Genomic DNA, 20,351 nt, shown 5'->3' with positions numbered 1-20,351 from the left:
CCGTGAAGGTGTGCAAACCCAATCAAACGGGCGTATGAATTGAGCGTTTGGCAGCAGGAAGCGCTCTACAGAATCCCTACAATAAGCGCCGACGGGTGTTGCAGGTGCAGGTTCAGGTCAACGGCTTCGTAGCCATTGGCGTGCCAGCAGTCCGCGCTCGGCGTGTACCGTTCAGCTCCCCTATCCTGGAGATCAGTTGATGATTTACGAAGGTAAAGCCATCACGGTTACGGCTCTTGAAAGCGGCATCGTCGAACTCAAGTTCGACCTCAAGGGCGAGTCCGTCAACAAATTCAACCGTCTGACCCTGACCGAACTGCGCCAGGCCATCGAGGCCATCAAGGCCGATGCGTCGGTCAAAGGCGTGCTTGTCAGTAGCGGCAAGGACGTGTTCATCGTCGGTGCCGACATCACCGAGTTCGTTGACAACTTCAAACTGCCGGACGCCGAATTGCTGGCCGGTAACCTCGAAGTCAACCGGATCTTCAGCGATTTCGAAGACCTCGCCGTGCCGACCGTGGTCGCGATCAACGGCATCGCCCTGGGTGGCGGGCTGGAAATCGCCCTGGCGGCAGACTACCGCGTCATGTCCACCGAGGCCAAGATCGGCCTGCCGGAAGTCAAGCTCGGCATCTACCCGGGTTTCGGCGGCACCGTGCGGCTGCCACGGGTGATCGGCGTCGACAATGCTATCGAGTGGATCGCCTCCGGCAAGGAAAACCGTGCCGATGATGCCCTGAAAGTAGGGGCGGTCGATGCCGTCGTGATTCCGCAGAAGCTGCGCGAGGCCGCGCTGGACCTGCTCGGACGTGCCATCAGCGGCGAGTTCGATCACAAGGCCAAGCGCCAGCCCAAGCTGGAAAAGATCAAGCTCAACGCCATTGAACAGATGATGGCCTTCGAGACCGCCAAGGGCTTCGTTGCGGGTCAGGCCGGCCCGAACTACCCGGCTCCGGTCGAAGCCATCAAGACCATCCAGAAAGCCGCTAATTTCGGCCGCGACAAGGCACTCGAAGTCGAAGCGGCGGGCTTCGTGAAAATGGCCAAGACCTCGGCTGCCGAGAGCCTGATCGGGCTGTTCCTCAACGATCAGGAGCTCAAGCGCAAGGCCAAGGCCTACGACAAGATCGCTCGTGACGTGTCCCAGGCGGCGGTGCTCGGCGCCGGCATCATGGGCGGCGGCATCGCCTACCAGTCGGCCCTCAAGGGCACGCCGATCCTGATGAAGGACATCAACGAGAAGGGCATTGAGCAGGGCCTGGCCGAAGCCTCCAAGCTGCTGGGCAAGCGCGTCGAGAAGGGGCGTCTGACCCCGGCTAAAATGGCCGAGGCGCTCAATGCCATTCGCCCGACCTTGTCCTATGGCGATTTTGGCCATGTCGACATCGTCGTCGAGGCCGTGGTCGAGAATCCCAAGGTCAAGCAAGCGGTATTGGCCGAGGTCGAAGGGCAGGTCAAGGAGGGCACCATTCTGGCGTCCAACACCTCGACCATCTCCATCAGCCTGCTGGCCAAGGCACTCAAGCGTCCGCAGGATTTCGTCGGCATGCACTTCTTCAACCCGGTGCACATGATGCCGCTGGTGGAAGTCATTCGCGGCGAGCATTCCAGCGAAGAAGCAGTCGCAACCACCGTTGCCTATGCGAAGAAAATGGGCAAGAACCCGATCGTCGTCAACGATTGCCCGGGGTTTCTGGTCAACCGCGTGCTGTTCCCGTATTTCGGTGGCTTCGCCCGCCTGGTCAGTGCTGGTGTGGACTTCGTGCGCATCGACAAAATCATGGAAAAGTTCGGCTGGCCGATGGGCCCTGCCTACCTGATGGACGTGGTCGGAATCGACACCGGCCACCACGGTCGTGATGTTATGGCCGAGGGCTTCCCGGACCGCATGAAAGACGAGCGCGCCAGCGCCATCGACGTGCTGTACGAGGCCAATCGCCTGGGCCAGAAGAACGGCAAGGGCTTCTATTCCTACGAAACCGACAAGAGCGGCAAGCCGAAGAAGGTCTTCGACGCGGCGGTGCTGGAGGTGCTCAAGCCGGTGATCTACGAGCAGCGTGAGCTGAGCGACGAGGACATCATCAACTGGATGATGATCCCGCTGTGCCTCGAGACCGTGCGCTGCCTCGAAGACGGCATCGTCGAGACCGCCGCCGAGGCCGACATGGGCCTGGTTTACGGCATTGGCTTCCCGCCGTTCCGTGGTGGTGCCTTGCGCTATATCGATGCAGTCGGCGTGGCCGAGTTCGTCGCCCTGGCTGACAAGTACGCCGAACTGGGGCCGCTGTACCACCCCACCGAAAAACTGCGTGCAATGGCCAAGAACGGCCAGCGTTTCTTCGGCTGAGCCGCCCGACACCTGAGCGAGATAGAATTTATGAGCTTGAATCCAAGAGATGTGGTGATTGTCGACTTCGGTCGTACTCCCATGGGCCGCTCCAAGGGCGGCATGCACCGCAACACCCGCGCCGAAGACATGTCGGCGCACCTGATCACCCAATTGCTGGCGCGCAACCCCAAGGTCGATCCCAATGAGGTTGAGGACGTCATCTGGGGCTGCGTCAATCAGACCCTGGAGCAGGGCTGGAACATCGCCCGCATGGCTTCCTTGATGACGCCGATCCCGCATACGTCCGCAGCGCAGACCGTCAGCCGCCTGTGTGGCTCGTCGATGAGCGCGCTGCACACTGCGGCGCAGGCGATCATGACCGGCAACGGCGATGTCTTCGTGATCGGCGGTGTCGAGCACATGGGGCATGTCAGCATGATGCACGGCGTCGACCCCAACCCGCACCTATCGCTCTACGCGGCCAAGGCCTCGGGCATGATGGGCTTGACCGCCGAGATGCTCGGCAAGATGCACGGCATCACCCGTGAAGCGCAGGATGCTTTCGGCCTGCGCTCACACCAACTGGCGCACAAGGCCACCCTGGAGGGCAAGTTCAAGGACGAGATCATCCCGATGCAGGGGTATGACGAGAACGGCTTCCTCAAGGTGTTCGACTACGACGAGACCATCCGCCCTGATACCACCCTGGAAAGCCTCGCGGCGCTCAAGCCGGCGTTCAACCCCAAGGGCGGTACGGTAACGGCGGGTACGTCTTCGCAGATCACCGACGGCGCCTCGTGCATGATCGTGATGTCGGCGCAGCGCGCTCAGGATCTGGGCATCCAGCCGCTGGCGGTGATTCGCTCCATGGCGGTCGCTGGTGTCGACCCGGCAATCATGGGTTACGGCCCTGTGCCAGCTACCCAGAAAGCGCTCAAGCGTGCGGGTCTGAGCATCTCCGACATCGACTTCTTCGAGCTCAACGAAGCCTTCGCGGCGCAGGCCTTGCCAGTGCTCAAGGATCTGAAAGTGCTCGACAAGATGAACGAGAAGGTTAACCTGCACGGCGGCGCCATCGCTCTGGGTCACCCGTTCGGCTGTTCCGGTGCGCGGATTTCCGGCACCCTGCTCAACGTGATGAAACAGAACGGCGGCACCCTTGGGGTGTCTACCATGTGCATTGGTCTGGGCCAGGGCATCACCACTGTCTTCGAACGAATCTGATCGGATCGGTGTGACAGCCGGGGCCAGGTGCCCCGGTTTTTTGTTTTTCGGGATATTTATTTTCAAGCGAGGCACAGGATGCAATTGCAACCCGGACTTTACCGTCATTACAAAGGTCCGCAGTACCGTGTTTTCGGCGTGGCGCGTCACTCCGAGACGGAAGACGAAGTCGTGTGCTATCAAGCGTTGTACGGCGAATTCGGGCTTTGGGTGCGGCCGCTGAGCATGTTTCTGGAGTCTGTCGAAGTTGACGGCGAGCAAGTGCCGCGCTTTGCTTTGGTGCAAGCCGAAAGTACTCCGTGGAACACCGAAAAAAGTAGTGGCCTTTAGCTATCTCGCTTGACCTCATGGTTTTGCCACTATATATAGCGGGGCCTCGACAGGCGCCAAGCGCCTTTCATTTATCTGTATTCAGGAATTTTCCGATCCATGGGCAAATCGCTGGTCATTGTGGAATCCCCGGCTAAGGCCAAGACCATCAACAAGTATCTGGGCAACCAATACGTGGTGAAGTCGAGTATCGGCCATATCCGAGACCTGCCCACCAGCGGTTCGGCGAGCGCCAGCAAGGAGCCCGCTGCCAAGCGCGGCAAGGCGGCGGCCGAGGGCCCGGTGCTGACGGCCAAGGAAAAGGCGCGAAATACGCTGATCGCTCGCATGGGGGTCGATCCGGAACATGGCTGGAAAGCCAAGTACGAGATCCTCCCGGGCAAAGAGAAGGTCATCGACGAGCTGCGCCGCCTGGCCAAGGATGCTGACACCATCTATCTCGCAACCGACTTGGATCGCGAGGGGGAGGCCATTGCCTGGCACCTGCGCGAAGCCATCGGTGGTGACGACAGCCGCTACAAGCGCGTGGTGTTCAACGAAATCACCAAAAAGGCCATTCAGGAGGCCTTCTCGCAGCCGGGCGAACTCGATATCGATCGCGTCAACGCCCAGCAGGCCCGGCGCTTCCTCGATCGCGTGGTGGGCTACATGGTCTCGCCATTGCTGTGGTCCAAGATCGCCCGTGGCCTGTCTGCCGGCCGGGTGCAGTCGGTGGCGGTAAAGCTGGTGGTGGAGCGCGAGCGGGAAATCCGTGCCTTCATCCCTGAAGAGTACTGGGACATCCATGCCGACCTCGGCACCGCGAAGGACGCCAAGGTGCGGTTCGCCGTGGCCCGGGAAAAAGGCGAAGCCTTCAAGCCGCTGAACGAAGCCCAGGCCATGGCCGCCCTGGCCAAGCTCAAGGACTCGTCCTACAGCGTGCTCAAGCGCGAAGACAAGCCCACCAGCAGCAAGCCATCGGCACCGTTCATCACCTCGACCCTGCAGCAGGCGGCGAGCAATCGCCTGGGCTTCGGCGTGAAAAAGACCATGATGATGGCGCAGCGCTTGTATGAGGCGGGCTACATCACCTACATGCGTACCGACTCCACCAACCTCTCGGTCGATGCCGTTGCGGCGGCTCGCGATTACATCGAGCAGGAATTCGGCAAGAAGTACCTGCCTGAGTCGCCCATGGTGTACGGCAGCAAGGAGGGCGCACAGGAGGCTCACGAAGCGATTCGTCCATCCGATGTGAATACGCACCCGTCCAAGCTCAACGGCATGGAGCGCGACGCTGAGCGCCTTTACGAGCTGATCTGGCGCCAGTTCCTGGCCTGCCAGATGCCGCCAGCGCAATATCTGTCGACCACCGTCAGCGTCGCTGCCGGCGATTTCGAGCTGCGCGCCAAGGGCCGTATCCTCAAGTTCGACGGTTACACCCGCGTCCTGCCGCAGATCAGCAAGCCGGGCGACGACGATGTCCTGCCGGAAATGACCCAGGGCGAAGTGCTCAAATTGATCGCCCTCGATCCGACCCAGCATTTCACCAAGCCGCCAGCGCGTTACAGCGAAGCGAGCCTGGTCAAGGAGATGGAAAAGCGCGGTATCGGCCGGCCGTCCACCTACGCCGCCATCATCGGCACCATTCAGGATCGTGGTTACGTCGCGCTGCACAACCGCCGCTTCTACTCGGAAAAGATGGGCGATATCGTCACCGAGCGCTTGTCCGAAAGCTTCGCCAACCTGATGGACTACGGCTTCACCGCCGGCATGGAGGAGAACCTCGATGACGTGGCCCAGGGCGAGCGCGACTGGAAGAACGTCCTCGACGAGTTCTACGGCGACTTCAAGAACAAGCTCGAAGTGGCGGGCGCCGCCGACAGTGGCATGCGCTCCAACGAGCCGACCCTGACCAACATCGCCTGCCGCGTGTGCGGCCGGCCGATGATGATTCGTACCGCGTCGACTGGCGTGTTCCTCGGCTGCTCGGGCTACAGCCTGCCACCCAAGGAGCGTTGCAAGGCCACGGTGAACCTGGTGCCGGGCGACGAGATCGCTGCCGATGACGAAGGCGAATCGGAGTCCCGGGTCTTGTTGGGCAAGCATCGCTGCCCGATCTGCTCGACGGCGATGGACGCGTACCTGCTCGATGAAAAGCACAAGCTGCACATCTGCGGTAACAACCCGGATTGCACCGGCTACGAGATCGAAGAGGGCAACTACCGCATCAAGGGCTACGAAGGTCCGAGCCTGGAATGCGACAAGTGCGGCAGCGAAATGCAACTGAAGACCGGCCGTTTCGGCAAGTTCTTCGGCTGCACCAACCCCGAGTGCAAGAACACCCGCAAGCTGCTCAAGAGTGGCGAAGCGGCGCCGCCGAAGATGGATGCGGTGAAGATGCCGGAGCTCAAGTGCGAGAAGGTCAACGACACCTACGTGCTGCGTGACGGCGCTTCAGGGTTGTTCCTGGCGGCCAGCCAGTTCCCGAAAAACCGTGAGACCCGCGCGCCGCTGGTGATCGAGATCATCCCGCACAAGGACGAGATCGATCCTAAATACGCGTTCCTGTTCGACGCGCCGAAGAAGGATCCTGAAGGCCGTCCGGCGGTGATTCGTTACAGCCGCAAGACCAAAGAGCAATATGTGCAGACCGAGGTAGAGGGCAAGCCGACTGGCTGGAAGGCTTTCTATGACGGTTCGGCCTGGAAGGTCGAAGACAAGCGCTAAGCCTCACGGCTGTTGCGAGGGGGATTGCTCCCGAAATCTTCAACGCCCCCAGGTGAGTGCGCCGAGAAGACTTTCGGGGGCAAGCCCCCTCGCTACAATGGTTGGATATTTGGAGAGTGCCGACATGGCCCACGAACTCTACACCCGCACCAATCAAAAGATCTTCTTCGCTGGCCTGGCGCTCGAAGCCTTGGGCAAGGCCGAGCAGGGCACCGCCGTCAATGCGCCCGGCCTGTTGCAGGCTGAGCGCGAGGCGGCGCTGTTCCATCTGTACGGCGCGTTGCTCGGGCTGTGCCATGAAATTGCCGGATTCTATCGTTTGCCCCAGGCCAATGCCCCCCGTGCCGAGTTGCTGTTGACCCGTGAAGTGCTCACGGCGATCGCCATTCCGGAAATGGCCGAACTGGTGGAAATGGCGGAGCAGCCGCGAAGCTGGCTGGCACGCTTGATATCGGAGTACTCCAAGCTGTTTCTGCCGCCCCAGGCGCCACGCAAGCCCAAGGGCGATGTCACGCAGCCGCTGATTCAGGCGATCAGCCTGGATGATGAAGAGGCGGCTCCGGCATTGGACCGAGCGGAGCTCGAAAGCTGGCGTCAGCAGCTCAAGGGATTGGCCATTCGTTACCGCGATGGGCTGAGTGAGTGCTGATTCGCTTCGGCACTGCTACAATGTCGGCCTTTCGTGGAGATTGATTCCCTATGCCAACGTCCTTTCTAGAAATTGTCGAGTTGCCTGACGGGCGGATCGAGCTGCGCCGGGCCGATGACGAAGGCTCGTTGGTCACCCTGGCGTTCTCTGAAGACGCCAAGGTCTTCCTGCAAGGTCAGCATGTTGAAGTGGCCAAGGCCATGCTCAGCGTTGGCGTGCAAATGGCCGGCAAGCTGGTGGAAGGCGAAGTCGATCGCGACGAAGGTCCGCGCGTTCTGCATTGATACTTGTGCACACAGATGATGTAGCGAGGGGGCTTGCCCCCGATTTGCCGCACTGACCCAGATCTAGGTGTCATTGCGACTTATCGGGGGCAAGCCCCCTCGCTACATTGTGCTCAGCCGAGGCGAATGTTGAGGCTCTGGGCATCGCCCACGCGGGCGGCCGCGATCAGTTGCTGGCGAGCGGTGCTGCTCAGCGGGTTCAGCCAGCTGACCACGGTATGGCTGCGGCCCAGGCGCAGTGCCTCGCAGGTGAGCTGTAACGCGCTCTGCGTGCCGCGAGGCTGCAGTAGCAGGATGCGTTCACGATTAAGGCCGGCGTCCCGCAGCCAGGCATGAGTCAGGCTTCCTGGCGGCGCGATCAAGGTCAGCCAGCGCGCATCTTGCTCTTCGCTCAACTCACGCAGCATGGGCGCCAGCAGGCTCAGGCAATTCCCTGTCGCACCTCGTAACGAAAGCTCACTGAACACCTCTGGATCTTCGGTGACCCAAGGGGCTTCAAGTGTGGCCAATACGGGCGCGGGTGCAGTCTGTGGCTGGGCCATGAAAGCCTCGAACAAGGACATTTGTGCCTGTTGCGCTGCTGGCGGCTGTGACTGTGGGAACTGCATCATGATGCCTCCTGTTAGCGGCGGATGACGCCGACGCTCAAACCTTCGATGACCAGCTCCTGATCCTTGAGATCGACCTCGATGGGGGCGAACTCAGGGTTCTCGGCCAGCAGAAAGACCTTGTTGCCTTCGCGCTGAAAGCGCTTGACGGTGACTTCTTCGCCGATCCGGGCAACCACGATCTGGCCATTGCGCGCTTCGCGACAGGTGTGCACGGCCAGCAGGTCGCCGTCGATGATGCCGACGTCACGCATGCTCATGCCATGGACCCGCAGCAGGTAGTCGGCACGAGGGTGAAAGAACGCCGGATTGATGTTGCAGGATTCCTCGATGTGCTGTTCGGCGAGGATCGGCGCACCCGCGGCGACGCGGCCGATGATCGGCAGCGAGCTGTCGTCGGGCTTGGCCTCGACGCCGGGAATACGGATGCCGCGCGATGCGCCCGGGGTCATCTCGATGGCGCCTTTGCGTGCCAGCGCCTTGAGATGCTCTTCGGCGGCGTTGGGGGACTTGAATCCCAGTTCCTGGGCGATTTCCGCACGGGTAGGGGGGAAACCGTTGTCCTCAAGGCAGCGCTTGATGAAGGCGAGAATTTCGGCTTGGCGTGGCGTCAGTTTCAGCATGTCTATCGCTCTGTCTTTTTATACAGTGACTGGGATTATATACAGTATTGAACCCTTGGCAATCGCCCTTTTGTGTCCAGGGAACAATTACCCGGCTTGTATGTGGTTAAATATCGCAACGACACCGCGACAGACTGCCCCTGCAGCCTTGACAATGCCAGGGCTTGATACGTATGTTTCAAACAGTTGTTCGTATTTTTCAGCTTTAAGACCCGGAGTGATCATGGCCCAGTCGGAAACCGTCGAGCGTATCCTCGACGCCGCCGAGCAGCTGTTCGCAGAAAAAGGCTTCGCCGAAACCTCTTTGCGGCTGATTACCAGCAAGGCAGGGGTCAATCTGGCGGCGGTCAATTATCACTTCGGATCCAAGAAGGCCCTTATTCAGGCGGTGTTCTCACGCTTCCTCGGGCCTTTCTGCCTGAGCCTCGATCGCGAGCTCGAACGCCGCCAGGCGCGCCCGGAGCACAAGGCCAGCCTTGAGGAGCTGCTGGAGATTCTCGTCGAGCAGACCATGGTGGTGCAGCCTCGCAGCGGCAATGACCTGTCGATTTTCATGCGTTTGCTGGGCCTGGCCTTCAGTGAGAGCCAAGGGCACTTGCGCCGCTATCTGGAGGACATGTATGGCAAGGTGTTCCGCCGCTACATGGTCCTGGTCAACGAGGCGGCGCCGCGCATTCCGCCGCTGGAGCTGTTCTGGCGCGTGCACTTCATGCTTGGCGCCGCCGCCTTCAGCATGTCCGGGATCAAGGCCCTGCGGGCGATCGGCGAGAATGATTTCGGCGTCGATACCTCCATCGAGCAGGTCATGCGTCTGATGGTGCCGTTCCTCGCGGCGGGCATGCGCGCCGATAGCGGTGTCAGCGATCCGGCCATGGCCGCCGCGCAATTGCGCCCCCGTAGCAAGACTTCCTCGGCGCCTCTGGCCAAAGCCCTTTGAGCATCGCACCACGGTAATCCTGCGTGGCCGCGAATGGCCCTTTCGCGGGCAAGCCCTGCTCCCACACTATAGGTCGAACGCCGTGCTCCTAATCCATTAGTCGAGCGCCACACACCTGTGGGAGCAGGGCTTGCCCGCGAAGGGGCCCCCGCGTCCGGCGCAATCTTCCCGAGGTGTCCGCGCCCTTCGCCTTGCGCTAAGCTAGGCGGCTCGAATTCCTGCCCTTACGTTTCAAGGACAACCCATGAGTACCCGCCTGCAAGGCTCGTTGATGGTGGATATCGCCGGCACCTGGCTGACCGCCGAAGACCGCCACCTGCTGCGCCAGCCGCAAGTCGCCGGCTTGATCATCTTTGCCCGCAATATCGAAAGCCCGCGTCAGGTGCGCGAGCTGACGGCGTCGATTCGTGCCGTACGCCCCGATCTGATCCTTGCCGTCGACCAGGAAGGCGGTCGCGTGCAGCGCCTGCGTCAGGGCTTCGTGCGGCTGCCGGCGATGCGCGCCCTGGCGGACAACGCCAACGCCGAGTATCTGGCCGAGCAGTGCGGCTGGGTCATGGCGACCGAGGTGCTGGCGGTCGGGCTGGACCTGAGCTTCGCGCCGGTGCTGGACCTCGATCACCAGCGCAGTGCGGTGGTCGGCACTCGGGCTTTCGAAGGTGATCCCGAACGCGCTGCGCTGCTTGCGGGCGCCTTCATCCGCGGCATGAACGCCGCCGGCATGGCCGCTTGCGGCAAGCATTTCCCGGGGCACGGCTGGGCCGAGGCCGACTCCCATGTCGCCATCCCTACCGACGAGCGCAGCCTCGACGAGATCCGCGCCAAGGACCTGGTACCTTTCGCTCGGCTCAGCCAACAGTTGGCGGCAGTCATGCCGGCCCATGTCATCTATCCCCAGATCGATGCGCAGCCGGCTGGCTTCTCCCGGCGCTGGTTGCAGGACATTCTGCGCGGCGAGTTGGCGTTCGACGGGGTTATCTTCAGCGACGATCTGTCGATGGCCGGTGCCCATGTGGTGGGCGATGCCGCCAGTCGTATCGAAGCGGCGCTGACGGCGGGTTGCGATATGGGGCTGGTGTGCAACGATCGCGCGGCGGCGGAGCTGGCCTTGTCGGCGGCGCAGCGCATGGGCGTGCAGCCGTCACCACGAATTGCCCGCATGCGCGGACAGGCCACGCCCGGTATCGAATATCGCCAGCAGCCGCGCTGGCTGGCCGCGGTGGGTGCGTTGCGTGCGGCGCAGTTGATCGATTGAGGATTTGTTTCGGCAGCGCTGGCCTCTTCGCGGGCAAGCCTTGCTCCCACAGGTATTTTGCGGGCTAGCCTTGCTCCCACAGGTGTAAGGCGTTGGAACTGGTTGCAGTGTAGGAGCAAGGCTTGCCCGCGAAGCTCTTGATTCAGCGCTTGCGCTTGCGCCCCGGCAGCGGCTCGAACAATGCGTCGATATCCTCCGCATGCATGCGCCACTCCCCAGCCTGGCGCCCCTCCAGCACCCCCGCAGCCAGCGCCGACTTCTCCTGCTGCAGGTGCTGGATCTTCTCCTCCACGGTGCCGCGAGTGATCAGCTTGTAGACGAATACCGGCTTCTCCTGCCCAATCCGATACGCACGGTCGGTGGCCTGATGCTCGGCCGCCGGATTCCACCAGGGGTCGTAGTGAATCACGGTATCGGCCGCCGTCAGGTTCAAGCCGACGCCGCCGGCCTTGAGGCTGATCAGGAAGATCTGCAACTTGCCCTGCTGGAAGTCCTGCACCGGCGTGCGCCGATTGCGCGTGGCACCGGTGAGCAGGGCGTAGGGTATATCCCGGGCCCGCAGCTCGGCTTCGATCAGGCCCAACATCGAGGTGAACTGCGAGAACAGCAGTACCCGGCGTCCTTCGGCCAGCAGCGCGTCGAGCATCTCCATCAGCGCACTGAGTTTGCCCGAGCTGTTGCCTTGGGCGGGATGCGGCACGCTGTTGACCAGGCGCAGATCACAGCACACCTGACGCAGCTTCAGCAGCGCTTCAAGAATGATGATCTGGCTGCGCGCGACCCCCTTGCGGTTGATTTCGGCGCGCACCTTCTGGTCCATGGCCAGGCGCACCGTCTCGTAGACATCACGCTGGGCATCGTTGAGCTCCACCCAGTGGGTGATTTCAGTCTTGGCCGGCAGCTCGGTGGCGACTTGCTCCTTGGTGCGGCGCAAGAGGAATGGCCGGATGCGGGTGTTGAGATGCTGAAGGCGCAACTCGTCGCCATGTTTTTCGATCGGCGTACGGTAATCCTGCGTAAAGGACCTGGCGTCCCCCAGCCAGCCGGGCATGAGGAAATGAAACAGCGACCACAGCTCGCCCAGGTGGTTTTCCAGCGGCGTACCGCTCAGGCACAGGCGCTGGCGGGCATCGAGCTGGCGTGCGGCCTGGGCGGCTTTGCTGCCGGGCGTCTTGATGTACTGCGCTTCGTCGAGGATGAGCACGTGCAGCGGCACCTTGGCCAGGTCCTCGAGATCCTTGGGGAGCAGGGCATAGGTGGTCAGCAGCAGGTCGTAGCGCGCCAGGTCGGGGAAATGCTTTTTGCGCGACGGCCCATGCAGCGCCAGCACCTTGAGGTTCGGGGCGAAGCGTTCGGCTTCGTCCTGCCAGTTGGGGATCAGGCTGGTAGGCATCACCACCATGGCCGGGCGATCGAGACGTCCGGCGTTCTTTTCCAGCAACAGATGGGCAAGGGTCTGCAGCGTCTTGCCCAGGCCCATGTCATCGGCGAGGATGCCGCCGACGTCCAGCTCGCGCAGCGCCTGCATCCAGCTCAGGCCGTCGAGTTGATAGGGGCGCAATTGCGCCCGCAGGCCATCAGGCGCAACGGCCGCCTGTTGGCGTACATCGCGCAGGCGCTCGGCAAAGTCCCGTATGCGCTCGCCGCCTTCCCAGCTCAACGGCAGTTGCTGCAGAGCGTTGAGGCGCAGGGCATCGGGGGTCGACAGGCGCAGTTTGGTCTCGCCCGGCTCCTGTTTATAGAAGTCGCCGAGGGTCGCCAGCACCGGCTTCAAGCGGCCGTAGGGCAGGGCCACCTGTACCGGGCGCTGCTTGCCCGGTTGATGGCTATGCAGCGGCACCAGGATCTGCTCGTCGTCGCGGCGCCGGGCCATCTGCGCCGGGTTGAGCAATTCAGGGTGTGTACGCAGCAGGTTGAGCAGGATCGGCAGCAGGCTCAGGCGTTCGCCATTGACCACGATGCCCAGTTCGAGGTCGAACCAATCGCGCTCGGGGCCCTCGTCGATGACCGCATACCAGTCGTCCACGGGGGTAAGGTCGAAGGCGAACTCTTCTGAATACTCGATCTCCCAACCCTGGCGGCGCAGGCCCGGCAGTTCATTGAGCACGAAGCGCAACCAGGCGCCGTCGCTGGGCAGTTCGAAGATGTCGCCCGCGCTCTCGGGTAACGCCTTGCTCTGCCGCGTGGCGATCTTGAAGCCCATTTGCTGCAGGGTCTCGCGCAGAGCCTTTTCCGCCAGTGGCTGGCGCTGGATGCGCAAGGTGTCATCTGCCTCGCGCTTGATGATGGCGCCGCCGCCATGGCCATTGGTGGCGACGTATTCACCGGCATAGCCGTAGGCCAGCGCCGCGCGATGTTGCACGTAGCGTTGCATGCGCCCGTTGCGCGGCTCGAAGGCGCTGAACTCGACACTGCCCAGCCACAGCCGAGGCTTTGGCGCGAGGTCATCGATCAGGCGCTCGGGCATCTCAGCGGGCCATCGTGGCAGGTGGGTTCAAGCCCATTGACAACGCCCTCATGCCGGTACCGGGGTCAGGCGCTCGAGCAGCGCTTCGAGCACGTTGAAGCGTTCCTCGGGGCGCTCCATGGGCACCATGAACTTGAACAGCGTGGCGCCTTCGAACTTGTAACGCTTGGGCTGGCTCTGAATCAGCTTGATCAGGGTCAATGGGTCGACAGGCGTTTCGGCAGCGAATTCCAGACGCCCACCTTGCGGGCCGCCGTCGATTTTCTTGATGCCGAGTTTTTCCGCCTGCAGCTTGAGCAAGGTGATGCGCACCAGGTTCTTGGTCGGCTCGGGCAGCAAGCCGAAGCGGTCGATCATCTCCACCTGCAGGTCCTTGAGACCTTCTTCGTCAGCCGCCGAAGCGATGCGCTTGTACAGGATCAAGCGCGTGTGCACATCGGGCAGATAGTCATCGGGAATCAAGGCCGGCACGCGCAGGTTGACCTCCGGCCCGCCGCCCAGCGGTTGATCGAGATTAGGCTGTTCGCCCTTGCGGATGGCCTTGACCGCGCGTTCGAGCATTTCCATGTAGAGGGTAAAACCCACGGCCTGGATCTGCCCGCTCTGGCCTTCGCCCAGCAGTTCGCCGGCGCCACGGATTTCGAGGTCGTTGGTCGCCAGCACGAAGCCCGCACCGAGGTCCTGGGTATTGGCGATGGCTTCCAGGCGCTTCTCGGCATCGCCGGTGATCTGCTGGCGCGGCGGCGTCAGCAGATAGGCGTAGGCCTGGTGGTGACTGCGCCCGACGCGGCCGCGCAGCTGGTGCAATTGCGCCAGACCGAACTTGTCGGCGCGCTCGATGATGATGGTGTTGGCGCTGGGCACGTCGATGCCGGTCTCGATGATGGTCGAGGCGATCAGCACGTTGAAGCGCTTGTGATAGAAGTCGCTCATGACCTGTTCGAGATCGCGTTCGCGCATCTGCCCGTGGCCGATGCCGATGCGCGCCTCGGGTACCAGTTCGGCGAGCTCGGCGGCGCATTTCTCGATGCTCTTGACGTCGTTGTGCAGGTAGTACACCTGACCGCCACGCAGTAGCTCGCGCAGCAGCGCTTCCTTGACCGTGCTCTTGTTCTGTTCCATGACGAAGGTGCGCACCGACAAGCGCCGGGCCGGTGGCGTGGCGATGATCGACAGGTCGCGCATGCCCGACACCGCCATGTTCAGCGTGCGCGGAATCGGCGTGGCGGTGAGGGTAAGGATGTCGACCTCGCTGCGCAGGTTTTTCAGCTGTTCCTTCTGACGCACGCCGAAACGGTGTTCTTCGTCGATGATCACCAGGCCCAGGTTCTTGATCTTGACGTCGTCCTGCAGCAGCTTGTGGGTGCCGATGACGATGTCGATCTTGCCTTCGGCCAGCTCGGCCACGGCGTCGTTGACTTCCTTGGTGGACTTGAAGCGGCTCATCACCTCGACCCGCACCGGCCAGTCGGCGAAGCGGTCGCGAAAGCTGTTGTAGTGCTGTTGGGCGAGCAGGGTGGTGGGCACCAGAATGGCCACCTGCTTGCCGCCGTGCACGGCGATGAATGCCGCGCGCATGGCGACTTCGGTCTTGCCGAAGCCGACGTCGCCGCACACCAGGCGATCCATGGGCTTGGCGGCGAGCATGTCGAGGCGCACGGCTTCGATGGCGGTCTGCTGGTCCGGGGTTTCCTCGAACGGGAAGCCGGCGCTGAAGGTCTCGTAATCCAGCGCCGGGTCGGCGAAGGCATAGCCGACCCGGGCGGCGCGCCGGGCATAGATGTCGAGCAGCTCGGCGGCGACGTCGCGCACCTGCTCGGCGGCCTTGCGCTTGGCCTTCTGCCAGGCCTCGGAACCCAGCCGGTGCAGCGGCGCCAGGGCGTCATCGCTGCCGGTGTAGCGGGCGATCAGGTGCAGGTTGGCGACCGGCACATAGAGCTTGGCGTTCTCGGCGTACTCGAGGGTGAGAAATTCGGCGGCCTGGCCGTCGATCTCCAAGGTCGCCAGGCCCAGGTAGCGGCCCACGCCGTGGTCGATATGCACCACCGGCGCGCCTTCGCGCAGTTCGGTAAGGTTCTTGATGACTGCATCGTTGCTGCCGTCGCTGCGTTTTTCCCGGCGGCGGCGCTGCATCACGCGCTGCCCGAACAGCGGACTCTCGGCGATCAGCGCCAGTGCGGGGTCGTCGAGCTGCAGGCCGTCGTCCAGCGGCGCGATGGTGATGGCCAGGCGCGCCTTGCTGGCCACGAACTCCTGCCAGCCATCGACCGTCTGCGGTTTCAGCTTGAGGCGATCGAGCAACTCCAGCAACACTTCGCGGCGGCCCGCCGATTCAGCGGTGAACAGCACGCGGCCAGGGAATTGCTCGATGTAACCGGACAGCGCCGCCAGCGGGTTGGCAGCCTTGGCCTGGATTGCCAGGTCCGGCAGGGCACTGGCGGGGAACGATTGGGCGCCCTCGACCTCGGCCTGGCTGGCGATCACCCGCGGCCAGGTCTTGAGCCGTGCGAAGCAGTCCTCCACCGGCAGGAACAGCTCGGCGGGGGGCAGCAGCGGGCGCATCGGGTCGATGCGGCGTTCTTCATAACGGTTGCGCACGTCGTTCCAGAACTGCTCGGCGGCTTGCTCGATGCCTGGCAGGGAGAACACCTGGGTGTCCTGGGGCAGGTAATCGAACAGGGTCGAGGTGCTCTCGAAGAACAGCGGCAGGTAGTACTCGATGCCGGCCGGGGTGATGCCGCTGCTGAGGTCCTGGAAGATCGGGCTGCGGCGGAAATCGACGTCGAAGCGCTCGCGAAAACGCGCCTTGAAGCGGGTGACTTCGTCCTTTTGCAGCGGGAATTCCCGGGCCGGCAGCAGGCGAATCGAGTCAACCTTGTCGATCGAGCGCTGGGTTTCCGGATCAAAGGTGCGCAGGGTTTCGATTTCGTCATCGAACAGGTCGATGCGGTACGGCAGCTTGCTGCCCATCGGGAACAAGTCGATCAGCGCGCCGCGCACGGTGAATTCGCCATGCTCGTAGACGGTGTCGACATATCTATAGCCGCTGGCTTCGAGGCGCGTGCGCATCTGCTCGACGTCCAGCCGCTGGCCGACGTCCAGCACCAGGCTGCTGCCGAGCAGGAACTGGGTGGGCGCCAGGCGATGTAGGGCAGTGGTGATCGGCACTACCAAAACCCCATGCACGAGCTCCGGCAAGCGGTACAAGCTGGAGATTCGCTGGGAGATGATGTCCTGGTGCGGCGAGAACAGATCGTAGGGCAGGGTTTCCCAATCGGGAAAATGCAGCACCGGCAGCTCGGGGGCGAAGAAGCGCAGTTCCTGTTCGAGGCGGTCGGCGCTTTGGCTGTCGGCGGTCAGCAGCAGGGTGAAACGCTTGGCTGCGCTCGCTGCTTCGGCGATGGCCAGGCTCAGCGCGGCCCCGGGCAGGTTGCCCCAGAGCTGTTTGCTCGCGGTTTTTTGCGCGGCGGTAGGGAGTAGCGGTAGACGCAGGACAGACACGGGCGATCGAGCTCCAAGCGTTACGACAAAGAGATCGATTGTACCGGCACCTTGTGCCCCTGTCAGTTTCGGCTGCGCAAAAGAAACTCGTCGGAAAATTTCCGCTGAAACGTTTCTCCCCGCGACCTGGCGCATTGCTCCCGTTGCCCTGTTAAAGCCATAATGTAGCCCCTTTTCTCAGCCCCTACATGTGGAAGGTTCCCGTGACTCAGAAGCCCGACCAGTGTCTTGGTGAATGGATCGATCGTGAAGCACTCGCCGAAGCGATGATTCCTTTGATCGGCCAGCTATACCGTAATAACAATGTCGTCACCTCGATCTACGGCCGTAGTCTGATCAACCGATCCGTGATCGAGTTGCTCAAGGCCCACCGCTTCGCCCGTCACCGCCAGGCCGACTCCCACGAGCTGTCGGTCCACGAAACATTCCCCCTCCTCAAAGCCATGAGCGAGCTCAATCTGGGCGCCGCTTCGGTCGACCTCGGCAAGCTGGCGGTCAAGTTCAAGACTGAAGGCGCAGGTCGCAGTGCCGAAGCCTTCGTGCGCGAAGAACTGGGCCCGGTCGTCGGTCAACAGAACGTCGGCGAGCGCAAGGGCACCGATGTCGTGCTCTACGGTTTCGGTCGTATCGGCCGCCTGCTCGCGCGCATCCTGATCGAGAAGGCCGGTGGTGGCGATGGCCTGCGCCTGCGCGCCGTGGTCGTGCGCAAAGGCGCCAGCAACGATCTGGCCAAGCGTGCCAGCCTGCTGCGTCGGGATTCGGTGCATGGCTCGTTCGACGGCATCATCCATGTCGACGAAGAAGCCAACACCCTGACCGTCAACGGCAACCTGATCCAGTTCATCTACGCCAAGAACCCGACCGAGGTGGATTACACCCAGTACGGCATCAGCAACGCGCTGCTGGTGGACAACACCGGTGTCTGGCGTGATGCCGACGGCCTGGGCCAACACCTGACCTGCCCGGGTATCGACCGCGTGCTGCTGACCGCGCCGGGCAAGGGCAAGCTGAAGAACATCGTGCATGGCATCAACCATGGCGACATCACCGCCGACGACAAGATCGTCTCCGCAGCCTCTTGCACCACCAACGCCATCGTGCCGGTGCTCAAGGCGGTCAACGACAAGTTCGGCATCGTCAATGGTCACGTCGAAACGGTTCACTCGTATACCAACGACCAGAACCTCATCGACAATTTCCACAAGGGCGATCGCCGTGGTCGTTCGGCCGCGCTGAACATGGTGATCACCGAGACCGGTGCCGCCACTGCCGCCGCCAAGGCGCTGCCTGAACTGGCCGGCAAGCTGACCGGCAATGCGATCCGGGTGCCGACGCCAAACGTGTCGATGGCGATCCTCAACCTGAATCTGGAGAAGGCCAGCAGCCGCGAAGAGATGAACGAGTACCTGCGCTATATGGCGCTGCACTCGGATCTGTCGCGCCAGATCGACTTCGTCGCGTCCCAGGAAGTGGTATCGACCGACTTCGTCGGTTCGCGCTATGCCGGTGTGGTCGACGCCGAAGCCACCATCTGCAACGATAACCGTGTCGTGCTGTACGTCTGGTACGACAACGAATTCGGTTACAGCTGCCAGGTGGTACGCGTGATGGAAGACATGGCTGGGGTCAACCCGCCAGCTTTCCCGCAGTAACGCTGCCGCGCCAATAAAAACGCCCCGACTGGTTCGGGGCGTTTTTGTTTTCGGGTTAAACCCCGTAGCGAGGGGGCTTGCCCCCGAAAAAAACACGCCTGCGGTATTCCTGCGGCCGGTTTATCGCTTTCGGGGGCAAGCCCCCTCGCTACATACGGATGCGTTCGTCCTTCGGCAAAGGTTGTCAGAAGGTGAGCTGCGGCAAAAAGCCACAGACAAAAATTGCCTGTGGCGCGACCAAGGGTTAATGTTCGCGCCATCATGTGTCCATTAGACTGCACACCGAGTTTTTCAATGCCGACCGTGGCATGTTGCGCCAGAGGCGTCCGGCAGGACGTCGTGGCCTGAGAGGAAGGAGTACGCATGGCTGTCTATAACTACGATGTCGTGGTGTTGGGGTCCGGTCCTGCCGGGGAAGGGGCGGCAATGAACGCCGCCAAGGCAGGCCGTAAGGTCGCCATGGTCGACAGCCGCCGTCAGGTCGGCGGCAACTGCACCCACCTTGGGACCATCCCGTCCAAGGCCTTGCGCCACTCGGTCAAGCAGATCATTCATTTCAACAACAACGAGATGTTTCGTCTGATCGGCGAGCCGCGCTGGTTTCCCTTCCCCGATGTGCTCAAAAGCGCCGAGCGAGTGATCGCCAAACAGGTTCAGTCGCGCACCGCGTACTACGCGCGCAACCGGGTCGATGTGTTCTTCGGCACCGGCAGTTTCGCCGACGAGCAGACCATCGACGTCATCTGCCCCAACGGCATGCAGGAGAAGCTGATCGCCAAGCAGGTGATCATCGCTACCGGTTCGCGGCCTTATCGCCCGGCCGACATCGATTTCAGCCACCCGCGCATCTACGATAGCGACACCATCCTGAGCATCACCCACACCCCGCGCAAGCTGATCATCTACGGCGCCGGCGTGATCGGTTGCGAGTACGCATCGATCTTCAGCGGCCTGGGGGTGATGATCGAGCTGGTAGACAACCGCGATCAGTTGCTCAGCTTCCTCGACTCGGAAATCTCCCAGGCATTGAGCTACCACTTCAGCAACAACCACGTGATGGTCCGCCACACCGAAGAGTACGAGCGGGTCGAAGGCCTGGAGCACGGTGTGATCCTGCACCTCAAGTCGGGCAAGAAGATCAAGGCCGACGCCTTGCTCTGGTGCAACGGCCGTACCGGCAACACTGATCGTCTGGGCCTGGAAAACATCGGCATCAAGGTCAACGGCCGCGGCCAGATCAATGTCGATGAAGCCTATCGCACCAGCGTCCCGACCATTTATGGCGCCGGTGACGTGATCGGCTGGCCGAGCCTTGCCAGCGCCGCGTACGACCAAGGGCGCTCGGCATCAGGCAGCGCGATCGACAATGGCAGCTGGCGTTTCGTCAACGATGTGCCGACCGGGATCTACACCATTCCGGAGATCAGCTCGATCGGCCAGAACGAGCACGAGCTGACTCAGGCCAAGGTCCCATACGAGGTGGGCAAGGCGTTCTTCAAGGGTATGGCGCGAGCGCAGATTTCCGGTGAGCCGGTGGGCATGCTGAAGATTCTGTTCCACCGTGAAACCCTGGAGGTCCTGGGTGTGCATTGCTTCGGCGACCAGGCCTCGGAGATCGTCCATATCGGCCAGGCGATCATGAACCAGCCGGGCGAACTGAATACCCTCAAGTACTTCGTCAACACCACGTTCAACTACCCGACAATGGCCGAAGCCTATCGGGTAGCCGCCTATGACGGCCTCAACCGGCTTTTTTGAGCGGCTCCGGCCGGTGGCCTGAGCC

14 protein-coding genes are annotated in these 20,351 nt (G+C 62.3%); 10 read left to right on the top strand and 4 right to left on the bottom strand.

What is annotated here, in order from left to right; all coding sequences use genetic code 11:
- Positions 1-199 precede the first annotated feature (199 nt).
- The 6 genes from fadB (at position 200) to AC3WJP_RS03610 (ending at position 7,525) form a co-directional block, all read left to right on the top strand.
- Entirely contained in the window at positions 200-2,347 is a 2,148-nt protein-coding gene (gene fadB, locus AC3WJP_RS03635; RefSeq protein ID WP_493719863.1) for a fatty acid oxidation complex subunit alpha FadB, read from the top strand.
- Positions 2,348-2,377: 30 nt separating this feature from the next.
- On the top strand, positions 2,378-3,553 hold the full coding sequence (gene fadA / locus AC3WJP_RS03630) for an acetyl-CoA C-acyltransferase FadA (protein ID WP_493719862.1): 1,176 nt from the start codon (positions 2,378-2,380) through the stop codon (positions 3,551-3,553).
- A 78-nt stretch (positions 3,554-3,631) separates the two neighbouring features.
- Positions 3,632-3,883, top strand: a complete 252-nt coding sequence (locus AC3WJP_RS03625) for a DUF1653 domain-containing protein (protein WP_493719861.1) — start codon at positions 3,632-3,634, stop codon at positions 3,881-3,883.
- Positions 3,884-3,982: 99 nt separating this feature from the next.
- Positions 3,983-6,592: a type I DNA topoisomerase gene (gene topA / locus AC3WJP_RS03620; RefSeq protein ID WP_493719860.1), complete on the top strand. Its 2,610-nt coding sequence runs from the start codon at positions 3,983-3,985 to the stop codon at positions 6,590-6,592.
- A gap of 124 nt (positions 6,593-6,716) precedes the next feature.
- Positions 6,717-7,241: a DUF6586 family protein gene (locus tag AC3WJP_RS03615; RefSeq protein WP_493719859.1), complete on the top strand. Its 525-nt coding sequence runs from the start codon at positions 6,717-6,719 to the stop codon at positions 7,239-7,241.
- A 50-nt stretch (positions 7,242-7,291) separates the two neighbouring features.
- Complete coding sequence (locus tag AC3WJP_RS03610; RefSeq protein ID WP_226506520.1) at positions 7,292-7,525, top strand: hypothetical protein; 234 nt, start codon at positions 7,292-7,294, stop codon at positions 7,523-7,525.
- 113 nt (positions 7,526-7,638) lie between these two features.
- On the opposite strand, the gene sulA is transcribed toward AC3WJP_RS03610, so the two are convergent.
- Both sulA and lexA read right to left on the bottom strand, forming a co-directional pair.
- On the bottom strand, positions 7,639-8,133 hold the full coding sequence (sulA, locus tag AC3WJP_RS03605) for an SOS-induced cell division inhibitor SulA (RefSeq protein ID WP_493720003.1): 495 nt from the start codon (positions 8,131-8,133) through the stop codon (positions 7,639-7,641).
- Between the two features lie 14 nt (positions 8,134-8,147).
- On the bottom strand, positions 8,148-8,756 hold the full coding sequence (gene lexA, locus AC3WJP_RS03600; RefSeq protein WP_493719858.1) for a transcriptional repressor LexA: 609 nt from the start codon (positions 8,754-8,756) through the stop codon (positions 8,148-8,150).
- A 223-nt stretch (positions 8,757-8,979) separates the two neighbouring features.
- On the opposite strand from lexA, the gene AC3WJP_RS03595 reads away from it, so the two are divergent.
- Together AC3WJP_RS03595 and nagZ are read left to right on the top strand one after the other, a co-directional pair.
- Positions 8,980-9,693 carry a TetR/AcrR family transcriptional regulator gene (locus AC3WJP_RS03595; protein WP_493719857.1) on the top strand — a complete coding sequence of 238 codons (714 nt, stop codon included), beginning with the start codon at positions 8,980-8,982 and terminating at the stop codon, positions 9,691-9,693.
- A 256-nt stretch (positions 9,694-9,949) separates the two neighbouring features.
- Entirely contained in the window at positions 9,950-10,948 is a 999-nt protein-coding gene (gene nagZ / locus AC3WJP_RS03590; RefSeq protein ID WP_493720002.1) for a beta-N-acetylhexosaminidase, read from the top strand.
- A gap of 142 nt (positions 10,949-11,090) precedes the next feature.
- On the opposite strand, the gene AC3WJP_RS03585 is transcribed toward nagZ, so the two are convergent.
- Together AC3WJP_RS03585 and mfd are read right to left on the bottom strand one after the other, a co-directional pair.
- Positions 11,091-13,415 carry a DEAD/DEAH box helicase gene (locus AC3WJP_RS03585; protein ID WP_493719856.1) on the bottom strand — a complete coding sequence of 775 codons (2,325 nt, stop codon included), beginning with the start codon at positions 13,413-13,415 and terminating at the stop codon, positions 11,091-11,093.
- Between the two features lie 48 nt (positions 13,416-13,463).
- Positions 13,464-16,916, bottom strand: coding sequence for a transcription-repair coupling factor (gene mfd / locus AC3WJP_RS03580; protein ID WP_493719855.1), 3,453 nt, complete (start codon positions 16,914-16,916; stop codon positions 13,464-13,466).
- Between the two features lie 188 nt (positions 16,917-17,104).
- On the opposite strand from mfd, the gene AC3WJP_RS03575 reads away from it, so the two are divergent.
- Together AC3WJP_RS03575 and sthA are read left to right on the top strand one after the other, a co-directional pair.
- Positions 17,105-18,568, top strand: a complete 1,464-nt coding sequence (locus AC3WJP_RS03575) for a glyceraldehyde-3-phosphate dehydrogenase (RefSeq protein WP_493719854.1) — start codon at positions 17,105-17,107, stop codon at positions 18,566-18,568.
- Between the two features lie 363 nt (positions 18,569-18,931).
- On the top strand, positions 18,932-20,326 hold the full coding sequence (gene sthA / locus AC3WJP_RS03570; protein ID WP_493719853.1) for a Si-specific NAD(P)(+) transhydrogenase: 1,395 nt from the start codon (positions 18,932-18,934) through the stop codon (positions 20,324-20,326).
- The last annotated feature ends 25 nt before the right edge of the window (positions 20,327-20,351 follow it).

Source organism: Pseudomonas sp. GW821-FHT01A09, assembly GCF_058986725.1.
Note: the sequence above shows the minus strand (reverse complement) of the source record. Positions and strands in the feature narration are given on the sequence as shown.

Excerpts from the sequence above, each read along its gene's own strand:
- fadB (WP_493719863.1), top strand. The coding sequence starts at position 200 with ATGATTTACGAAGGTAAAGCCATCACGGTTACGGCTCTTGAAAGCGGC.
- fadA (WP_493719862.1), top strand. The coding sequence starts at position 2,378 with ATGAGCTTGAATCCAAGAGATGTGGTGATTGTCGACTTCGGTCGTACT.
- AC3WJP_RS03625 (WP_493719861.1), top strand. The coding sequence starts at position 3,632 with ATGCAATTGCAACCCGGACTTTACCGTCATTACAAAGGTCCGCAGTAC.
- topA (WP_493719860.1), top strand. The coding sequence starts at position 3,983 with ATGGGCAAATCGCTGGTCATTGTGGAATCCCCGGCTAAGGCCAAGACC.
- AC3WJP_RS03615 (WP_493719859.1), top strand. The coding sequence starts at position 6,717 with ATGGCCCACGAACTCTACACCCGCACCAATCAAAAGATCTTCTTCGCT.
- AC3WJP_RS03610 (WP_226506520.1), top strand. The coding sequence starts at position 7,292 with ATGCCAACGTCCTTTCTAGAAATTGTCGAGTTGCCTGACGGGCGGATC.
- sulA (WP_493720003.1), bottom strand. The coding sequence starts at position 8,133 with ATGCAGTTCCCACAGTCACAGCCGCCAGCAGCGCAACAGGCACAAATG.
- lexA (WP_493719858.1), bottom strand. The coding sequence starts at position 8,756 with ATGCTGAAACTGACGCCACGCCAAGCCGAAATTCTCGCCTTCATCAAG.
- AC3WJP_RS03595 (WP_493719857.1), top strand. The coding sequence starts at position 8,980 with ATGGCCCAGTCGGAAACCGTCGAGCGTATCCTCGACGCCGCCGAGCAG.
- AC3WJP_RS03585 (WP_493719856.1), bottom strand. The coding sequence starts at position 13,415 with ATGCCCGAGCGCCTGATCGATGACCTCGCGCCAAAGCCTCGGCTGTGG.
- AC3WJP_RS03575 (WP_493719854.1), top strand. The coding sequence starts at position 17,105 with ATGTGGAAGGTTCCCGTGACTCAGAAGCCCGACCAGTGTCTTGGTGAA.
- sthA (WP_493719853.1), top strand. The coding sequence starts at position 18,932 with ATGGCTGTCTATAACTACGATGTCGTGGTGTTGGGGTCCGGTCCTGCC.